10 protein-coding genes are annotated in these 8,304 nt (G+C 33.4%); 6 read left to right on the top strand and 4 right to left on the bottom strand.

The window, feature by feature from the left end; all coding sequences use genetic code 11:
- Positions 1–279: 279 nt before the first annotated feature.
- The 6 genes from U9R23_00140 to U9R23_00115 all read left to right on the top strand — a co-directional run bounded on the left by U9R23_00140 (position 280) and on the right by U9R23_00115 (position 4,421).
- A complete protein-coding gene (locus tag U9R23_00140) occupies positions 280–1,338 on the top strand; it encodes a glucose-1-phosphate thymidylyltransferase (protein ID MEA3474850.1) in 1,059 nt (352 codons plus the stop codon).
- A gap of 250 nt (positions 1,339–1,588) precedes the next feature.
- Positions 1,589–2,374, top strand: coding sequence for an electron transfer flavoprotein subunit beta/FixA family protein (locus U9R23_00135; protein ID MEA3474849.1), 786 nt, complete (start codon positions 1,589–1,591; stop codon positions 2,372–2,374).
- A 224-nt stretch (positions 2,375–2,598) separates the two neighbouring features.
- On the top strand, positions 2,599–2,775 hold the full coding sequence (locus tag U9R23_00130) for a hypothetical protein (GenBank protein MEA3474848.1): 177 nt from the start codon (positions 2,599–2,601) through the stop codon (positions 2,773–2,775).
- 34 nt (positions 2,776–2,809) lie between these two features.
- Complete coding sequence (gene kdsB / locus U9R23_00125; protein ID MEA3474847.1) at positions 2,810–3,544, top strand: 3-deoxy-manno-octulosonate cytidylyltransferase; 735 nt, start codon at positions 2,810–2,812, stop codon at positions 3,542–3,544.
- Between the two features lie 143 nt (positions 3,545–3,687).
- Positions 3,688–3,948, top strand: a complete 261-nt coding sequence (locus U9R23_00120) for a hypothetical protein (protein ID MEA3474846.1) — start codon at positions 3,688–3,690, stop codon at positions 3,946–3,948.
- A 56-nt stretch (positions 3,949–4,004) separates the two neighbouring features.
- Positions 4,005–4,421, top strand: a complete 417-nt coding sequence (locus tag U9R23_00115) for a threonyl-tRNA synthetase editing domain-containing protein (GenBank protein MEA3474845.1) — start codon at positions 4,005–4,007, stop codon at positions 4,419–4,421.
- 49 nt (positions 4,422–4,470) lie between these two features.
- On the opposite strand, the gene add is transcribed toward U9R23_00115, so the two are convergent.
- From add to tsaE, 4 genes are all read right to left on the bottom strand, one after another.
- Positions 4,471–5,544 (bottom strand): adenosine deaminase, encoded by a 1,074-nt coding sequence (gene add / locus U9R23_00110; GenBank protein MEA3474844.1) that lies wholly within the window; start codon positions 5,542–5,544, stop codon positions 4,471–4,473.
- A gap of 272 nt (positions 5,545–5,816) precedes the next feature.
- Entirely contained in the window at positions 5,817–6,260 is a 444-nt protein-coding gene (locus U9R23_00105; protein MEA3474843.1) for a transposase, read from the bottom strand.
- A 184-nt stretch (positions 6,261–6,444) separates the two neighbouring features.
- Positions 6,445–7,818: a phosphoglucosamine mutase gene (gene glmM / locus U9R23_00100; GenBank protein ID MEA3474842.1), complete on the bottom strand. Its 1,374-nt coding sequence runs from the start codon at positions 7,816–7,818 to the stop codon at positions 6,445–6,447.
- Between the two features lies 1 nt (position 7,819).
- Positions 7,820–8,284: a tRNA (adenosine(37)-N6)-threonylcarbamoyltransferase complex ATPase subunit type 1 TsaE gene (gene tsaE / locus U9R23_00095; GenBank protein ID MEA3474841.1), complete on the bottom strand. Its 465-nt coding sequence runs from the start codon at positions 8,282–8,284 to the stop codon at positions 7,820–7,822.
- Positions 8,285–8,304 lie beyond the last annotated feature (20 nt).

Below are 8,304 nucleotides of genomic sequence, written 5' to 3'. Positions count from 1 at the left end.
ATTTTACTATTTAGAAGCTGAAAAGATAATTTGCAATTTGATTAAAATTTAAAATTAAGAATTGAGTAATTATTTGTTTAAAAGTTTTTGGGTAATAAAAAATACTCAATTCTTATTTCACGGGGTAGTCAAACCATGTTGGGTAAACTCAGGTTTAACAGGCATCTACTTTTTATTATTATATCTCCACTTTTGTTTTTATTCAATTAAATTGACATTACTGTTATATCCTCCCGAATTTGTATAAGAATTTTCAAGATATTTCAGGAGTAAATAAAGATGAAAGCATTAATCTTATGTGCCGGGAAAGGTACTCGGCTACAACCTATTACCTATTCTTTACCAAAACATGTAATACCTATTGCAAATCAGCCAATCGTTTTCCATATTATAAAAAAATTAGTTAATTTAGGAATCACAGAAATTGGTTTAATCGTTGGCTATAAACAAGAAATCATCAGAAAGGTTGTTGGAGACGGTTTACAATTAGGGGCTAAGATTGAATATTTTGTTCAAGAAGAGCCAAAAGGTTTAGCTCATGCAGTTAAGATGGGACAGGAATTTGTTGGGTCTGAGCCATTTATGGTATTTTTGGGAGATAATATTTTTGAAGATGACCTGAGCAATTTCGTAAAACGATATGAGACAGAAAAACCTGATAGCATTGTCATTTTAAAAGAAGTTGATGAACCCGAAAGATTTGGTATTGCAGTTCTTGAAGGTGATAAATTAGTCAAAGTTGTGGAAAAGCCAAAACATCCCCAATCTAATCTGGCAATCGCAGGAGTGTATATCTTTGACGAAAAGGTCTTCCCGGCTATTGATAGTCTGAAGCCGTCTTGGCGTGGCGAGTATGAAATCACTGATGCAATTCAAGCACTTATTGACCAAAACTTAATTATAAAAGGTGAAATATTAGAAGGAAAATGGCTTGATACAGGCAAACCAGAGGATATTTTAGATGCTAATCAATATCTTATGAATAAACTTAAAGGCTGGTATATTAGAGGTGATATAGATAAGGAATCTAAATTAGAAAATTCAGTATACATCGGAACTGATAGTAGGATTGAAAATTGTAAAATAACAGGCCCTGTTGCCATCGGACAGAGATGTGTTATCTCAAACTCTACTTTATATCCAAATACATGTATTGGTGACGAATGTAAAATTACTGACACAAACATTGCAAATAGTATTGTTATGAAAAAGTGCTTAATCTCAAATGTTAAAGGAAAGATTCTGGACAGCCTTATCGGCGAGAATGTAACCATTTCTAATATAAAAAACAACTGTAGGTTACTTTTAGGTAATAATGATATAATAAAGGGTGAATGAGTATCGGTCTCGGCGCCCGGACGGAAAAGAGTAAATGAGTGGATGGGTAATATGGTCAAGCCTCATAAAGAGTTAGAAATCAAAGAATTATTGATTAGCCTGGTTGAAGAAGTAGATAACCTGTCTGCCGATAGGCAGGAAGGAAAAATAAAATAAATGAACCCATTCTTACATATACCAATTTACTCATATTCTCATCTACCCATAAACTCATAAACCCATAGACCCATAATCTATTTACGGAGCTCAGATGAACATAATTGTTTGCATAAAGCAAGTTCCTGATACAATAGAAATAAAGATAAATCCTGAAACAAATACTCTAATTCGTGAAGGCGTTGAGAGTATTATAAATCCATTTGATATGTATGCTATTGAGGAAGGATTAAGATTACGTGAAGAGTTTGGTGGAAAGGTAACTATCCTCAGTATGGGACCTCCACAGGTTGAATCTGCTTTGCGAGAGGCTATTTCTTTAGGTGCAGATGAAGTGGTTTTACTTTCAGATAGAAAATTTGCTGGAGCTGACACATTTGCTACCAGCTATACTCTATCAACTGCAATAAAAAAGATTAGCAATTATGATATAATTTTATTTGGCAAACAGGCTATTGATGGTGATACAGCACAAGTAGGACCAGGTGTGGCAACTCATCTTGGAATCCCACAAATCACATTTGTTAAAAAGATTGAGTCCATATCAGATGGTAAGATTATTGCCGAGAGAATGATGGAGGATGGATATGATGTTATTGAATCTAAATTACCTGTTGCAATTTCAGTTGTAAAAGAAATAAATGAGCCACGACTTCCTTCACTTCGCGGTAAAATGAAATCTAAAAAGGCTGAAATTACTATCTGGGGATTTAATGATTTAAAACTAAATGAAAAACATATTGGCTTAAATGGGTCCCCTACTCAAGTAGAGAAAATCTTTACTCCGAAAATGGAAAAGAAAACTGAGATATTGCATGGTACTCCACAAGAGATGGCTTTAAAATTAGCCAAAAAGTTAAAAGAATTAAGAAAACAATAACCGCCTTGAATTCAACTAAAAAATTATGAAACATATATGTTGACCAGTAGACATAAAGGAAGATGAAAATAACACACCCCCTCCGATGAATCGGAGACCCCTCTTATTAGAGGGGAATCAAATAAATCCTCTCTTAAGAAGGGTGGATCCCGATTTATCGGGTGACGGCTTGCCTTTGCATAGCTTCGGCGAAGCAAGGGGTGTAACATGTGGTATATTTTCAGATGAAACATTCATGTCCCGAAAAGAATCGTGACGCAAAGGAGAATGAAAATTTAAGATGGTTTGGAGTCGGCAAGTTCATCCTTCGTAGAACTTCGCCTGTCCGCCGTAATACTATGGAAGGCGGGGAGAATAGATCTCTTGCCGAATTCAGCCGAGAGACCTCCCAATTAAATTAGGAGCTACTCCATATAATGTGAAAGTGATTTTCAGATGAAAAATACAGTTGCTATAATCCCTGCGAGATATAATTCAACCCGGCTGCCAAGGAAACCTTTACGAAAAATTAATAATAAAACACTTATTCAAACAATATATAAAAATGTAGAAAAAACTGGCATATTTTCTGATGTAATTGTAGCAACAGATAATTCGCGAATATTTGATGTAGTAAAATCATTCGGAGGAAATGTTAAACTGACAGCATCTTATCACAAATGCGGAACAGAAAGGGTTGCAGAGATTGCTAAAAAATTAGATGCAGACATTATCATAAATATTCAAGGTGATGAACTATTTATAACCAAAGAACCTCTGAATAAGTTAATACACGCATTTTACGAACCCGATGTCTCTGTTGCGACACTCATTCATCCAATTTCTAGTTATGAAGAAATAGAAAACCCAAATAGAGTAAAAGTAATCTTTGATGAAAATGACTTTGCAATATATTTTTCTCGGTTGCCTATCCCCTATCAAAGAATTGATTCAAATATCAAATTCCAGCATTATGTTCATATTGGTGTTTATGCTTTCAGACAGGATGCTTTGCAAATCTTTGCTTCCTTGCCACAATCCAAGTTGGAAAGAGCAGAAAAGCTGGAGCAACTTCGCTTGATTGAAAATGGTATAAAGATTAAGGTAATAGAAACGGATTATAGAGGTTTTCCCATTGATACGGAAGAGGATTTGAAAAAAGTGTTAGAATTAAAAAAGAATAATTATTAGTGTCTTACCTATCAATAAAATCTGCGTAATTTTTGAGGGTATACATGATTTTTTATAAAAAACTTGACAATATACTAAAAATTGTTGATTGAATTATTCATTAAATACCTCTAAGAGAGGAAAAATGCAAGAGGAGGATAAAAATGAATACATTACTGTTCATTGGACTTATCGTAATTGCCATTGCTTGGATAGTTCAGCTTGTCATTACTGCGGGCAAATCAAAGAATCTTAGTATAGGTTTTGTGTGGCTTTATTTCATTGGAGTAGTACTTCTAGCCATCGGCAATTTTGGCCTTAAGGCTAATGTTACTGCTATACTTAACTTAGTACTAGCCGTTTTAGCACTTCTCACGATGATTTTCTATCCAAAGAAGAAAGCGGAGAAGAAAGAACAGAAATAGACTGAAGTAGACTTCACGCTACTTTGTTTCAACTTACTTCCACAATGAAGTTGTTAATGATTTATTGTACATATTTTGGATATAAAATTGGTTCTAACCAATCAGATATATCCGTTTCAAATAAAGACAAAGTTGGAATAGAAAATGCAATTGTGGGCTTCATACATGCTGAAGCTGAGGATGTGGAAGACGAAACTTCTGAAGAATCTATCCGAAAAGTAACAACTAAACTGATAAAAAATCTTAAATGGTTAGCTAAAAAGAATAGCACAAAGAATATTGTTTTACACTCCTTTGCACATTTATCAGAAAGCAAGGCTGAGCCAGAATCTGTTAAGAAAATATTCAATCAGGCAGAAGAGAGATTAAAAAATTCTGGTTATAGTGTAAGGCAAACTCCTTTTGGATATTTTCTTGATTTAGAGATTAAAGCACCGGGTTACTCATTGGCAAGGGTATTTAAGAGTTTCTAATACATCACATTCTGCATCCCATATTTTGAATATTGAATTCTGTATTTAACTATAACTTATCCTCATACTCCACTGTCTCAGCCTTCATCTCTTGTTTTTCAATTTCTGCCATTTCCCCAAGTATTTTATTTAGCATAATTGATTTTTCCCGATATGGCAGAAAAGAACTCTTAAACCCATTTATATTTAGATTCTTTATATGTTTATAATCAAAGCCAAAATGCTTTACGGTAAGCATAAATTCTTTAGTCATTGTGGTGTTTGACATCAGCCTATTATCTGTATTTAAAGTTACCCGCAAACCCAAATCATAGAACATAGGAAGAGGATGAGAAGCAAATGATGAAACTGCTTTTGTGTGCAGATTACTTGAAAGACAAATTTCAATTGGAATACGGTGGTCATTTACATAATTTAGCAAATCTCCATCCTCTATCAGGCGTGTTCCATGCCCAATTCTATGTGCCCCACAATAATGAATAGCCTGATGTATACTTTCAGGTCCATAGCCTTCGCCAGCGTGAATAGTAATATTTAGATTGTTCTTTAAGGCGAGGTCAAAAGCCTCTCTATGCTCTTTTGCAGGATAATTCATCTCCTCGCCAGCAAGGTCAAAGCCAACCACATTTTTACTTTTGTATGCAATTGCCAAGCCAACAAGTTTTAGAGATACTTCAGGACTCATATTTCGCATTCCTGTAACGATAACTCCAGTTTTTATATTAAAATCCTTTTCTGCCTGAGCAAGCCCATCCAAAACTGCATTGGAAACCGCAGTAAGGCTTAATCCTTTTTTTGTATGAAGAATTGGGCAATAACGAATTTCTGTATAGCGAATATTTTCATTGGCAGAATCCTCAGCCAATTCATAGGCGGCACGGAAAAGTGCATCCTCTGTTTGCAATACTAACAGTGTATATTTAAATCCTTCAAGATATTCTTCTAAACTTTTAGCATTTTCACCCAAGATAATCTCTTTAAGTTCCTTAAGGTTTGAAGATGGTAACTTTATCTTCTGTTTTTCTGCTAAATCAAGAATCGTTTCAATTCGCAATGAACCGTCTAAATGAACATGCAAATCAGTCTTTGGAAGTTTCCGGATAAATTCTTCTGTTATTTTCATATTTCTTCCTTATATCATATTTACACTATATTTAGTGTCCCCCAATAATCCCTCAATATACGGAGTAAACATTTATGGGTTTCCTAAAATAAATGTTTCTGAGAGTAGAAGCCCATAATTTGTGACTAACTATTGCGAATTCGCCAGCTTGCGGACATTCGCAAAGTTTTTACTTCATGAAACAAAATAAGTATTTCCGAGAATAGAAGAAGAAAAGCCCATAATTTTAATTATGGGTAAAGAGATACACTAAACATACTTAATTAACCATTTTAATGGTTTCCCATGATAACAATATTATGTTTTTTTAAAAGTAATTCCCATTCTTCTTGAAATGACATTTTCCTATGATGCGCTTGTTGATTTTTTATATATTTTTCAACCTCAGAAACAACGGATTCACTAACTGAAAATGCACCATATCCTATCTGCCATGCAAATTTTGTATTATAAAATTCATTTTGATTTATCCAATGAGATGTCTCACCTTTTACATTTTTTAAAATTTCCTTAATTGACTTATTTTGATTTAATAGAAATAATGTATGTAAGTGATTTTCAGTTCCATTTATAATTCTTACATTACAATCTAATTCTTCAAATTTTGAATTTAAATGATGGATAATTTTTATTCGTTGTTTTTCTTTCATATATGGGAATCTCTCTTTTGTACTCCATACCGCATGTATCCAAATTCTTGTTAAAGAATGTGACATTTTAAAGTCCTTTCATATAGAAACCGTTGAAACGGTTAATCTTACATTTTCGTTATTCATATACCCACAAATGAATTTGTGGGCTTCTTTTGAATGGATTTTTTTATGTTCAAGAAGCCCATATCCTCAATTCCTGAGCCCCCCGATTCAATCGGGGGCAGGAACGGGCTTAATTGGGGATTAATTATAGGTCAGGCTTTAATAATTTTCTAATGCTATTAATCAGATTTTTAGACTTCTCCCTAGATTCACTCTCTGATATAATTCTAACAACTGGCTCAGTTCCAGATTTTCTTATATGAATCCAATAATCTTTCGCAATAATTTTCATTCCATCAGTAAAATCAAATTTGCAATTGGGAAATTTATTTTTAATTTGAATTAATCTTTCATCAAAATTTATATTATCAGTAAGTTGGAGCTTAGTTTTATTCATAAAATAATCAGGAATTAAATTAGCCAATTCAGAAATTCTTTTTTTAGTTTTTGCCATATACGATAATATCAAAGCCATTCCCATAGGCGCATCTCTTGTGAAATGCAAATCAGGAATGATTATGCCACCATTTCCTTCACCTCCGATTACGCAATTATGTTGTTTCATCATTTCAGCAACATTTATTTCTCCGACTTTGGAGCGAAAGACCTGTACACCATACTTTTTTGCAATATCTTCGGATGCCATAGAAGAAGATAGATTAGTTGCGATATTTCGCAATTGGGACAATTGCGTTACTTTATTTTGAGAAAGGACATAATCTTCAGCTAATAGAAGAGAAAATTCTGTTCCAAGGGCTTTGCCTTCTTCTGAAACAATTGATAATCTATCCACATCCGGGTCAGTGGCAAAGCCGATATCAGCTTTTTCAGAAATAACTTGCCTTTCTAATTCTTTCAGATTTTCTGCTGAAGGTTCTGCAATTCTTGAAAAAATACCAGTTGGCTCAGAGAAGAGCTCAATAACATTACAACCTAATTTTCGTAATAATTTTGGAGATAATAATCCACCAGCACCATTTGTTGAATCAATTACAACTTTGAAATTTTTTTTTCTTATTGCGTCTAAGTCTATATATTTAAGCTGAATAATACTATTTATATGATTTTCTATTGCTGAATTATCTGAACTCAATTTACCAATATTATGCCAATTCTGATTTATTATTTCATCATTCTTTATTGACCAGAATTGTTTAGCTTGCAGAGAGGTTAAAAATGTTCCTTTCCCGCTAATAAGTTTCAGAGCATTCCATTCTTTAGGATTATGGCTGGCAGTAATTGCAATACCTCCGCTTGCATTTGAATTTTCAACAGCTAAAAGAATAGTTGGTGTTGGGCAAATTCCCAAATCAACAACATCGCAGTCAACTGACATTAGACCTGCTGAAATTGCATTAAAAAGCATTTTACCTGTTGTACGTGAATCTCTACCAATTAGGACTTTACTATTATTGCAATAAACACCAAATCGTTGAGCAAAATTTAACACATTATTTACAGTAAGGGATTCTCCTACAATTCCTCTTATACCTGAAACACTTTTCATCAGCTTTGACATCTTATTTCATCTTCCTCATCTGGAGATGAGAACTCCATATTATAATCTTCCGTGAGTTTTTATCTATTATTTTAAACATTACTTTAATATATTCTTTAGGAAGCAAATGTTCTGCTTTTTCCGGCCACTCAATAAAGAAAATCCCTTTCTGATTCAGGAAATCTATAAATCCAATTTCTTCTATCTCCTTTTCTGTTTTTAAGCGATAAAAGTCAAAGTGATAAATTGGCAGCTTGGCATTATACTCATTTAAAATAGTAAATGATGGGCTTGTGATATAATTCTTTGCTCCCAAAGATTTAGCAATATATTTAACAAAGAATGTTTTGCCACTGCCGAGAGGTCCATATAAAGCTATAACGTCTCCCTGATTCAGATTATTAGAAAATTCTTTGGCTATCCTTTCAGTTTCTTTTAATGAATGGCTTATTTTTTCTATTTTATCTTTCTTTTCCAATTTCTCCATATACCCTATATCCCTATATC

The sequence above is a fragment of the Candidatus Cloacimonadota bacterium genome, from assembly GCA_034722995.1.
Taxonomy (GTDB): Bacteria; Cloacimonadota; Cloacimonadia; order JGIOTU-2; family JGIOTU-2; genus JAGMCF01.
This window is presented reverse-complemented; position numbering and strand designations above follow the sequence as displayed.

Bases quoted from the DNA above. Each gene is read 5' to 3' on its own strand.
- add (MEA3474844.1), bottom strand. From the start codon at position 5,544: ATGAAAATAACAGAAGAATTTATCCGGAAACTTCCAAAGACTGATTTG.
- tsaE (MEA3474841.1), bottom strand. From the start codon at position 8,284: ATGGAGAAATTGGAAAAGAAAGATAAAATAGAAAAAATAAGCCATTCA.
- U9R23_00120 (MEA3474846.1), top strand. From the start codon at position 3,688: ATGAATACATTACTGTTCATTGGACTTATCGTAATTGCCATTGCTTGG.
- kdsB (MEA3474847.1), top strand. From the start codon at position 2,810: ATGAAAAATACAGTTGCTATAATCCCTGCGAGATATAATTCAACCCGG.
- U9R23_00105 (MEA3474843.1), bottom strand. From the start codon at position 6,260: ATGTCACATTCTTTAACAAGAATTTGGATACATGCGGTATGGAGTACA.
- glmM (MEA3474842.1), bottom strand. From the start codon at position 7,818: ATGTCAAAGCTGATGAAAAGTGTTTCAGGTATAAGAGGAATTGTAGGA.
- U9R23_00135 (MEA3474849.1), top strand. From the start codon at position 1,589: ATGAACATAATTGTTTGCATAAAGCAAGTTCCTGATACAATAGAAATA.
- U9R23_00130 (MEA3474848.1), top strand. From the start codon at position 2,599: ATGAAACATTCATGTCCCGAAAAGAATCGTGACGCAAAGGAGAATGAA.
- U9R23_00140 (MEA3474850.1), top strand. From the start codon at position 280: ATGAAAGCATTAATCTTATGTGCCGGGAAAGGTACTCGGCTACAACCT.
- U9R23_00115 (MEA3474845.1), top strand. From the start codon at position 4,005: ATGATTTATTGTACATATTTTGGATATAAAATTGGTTCTAACCAATCA.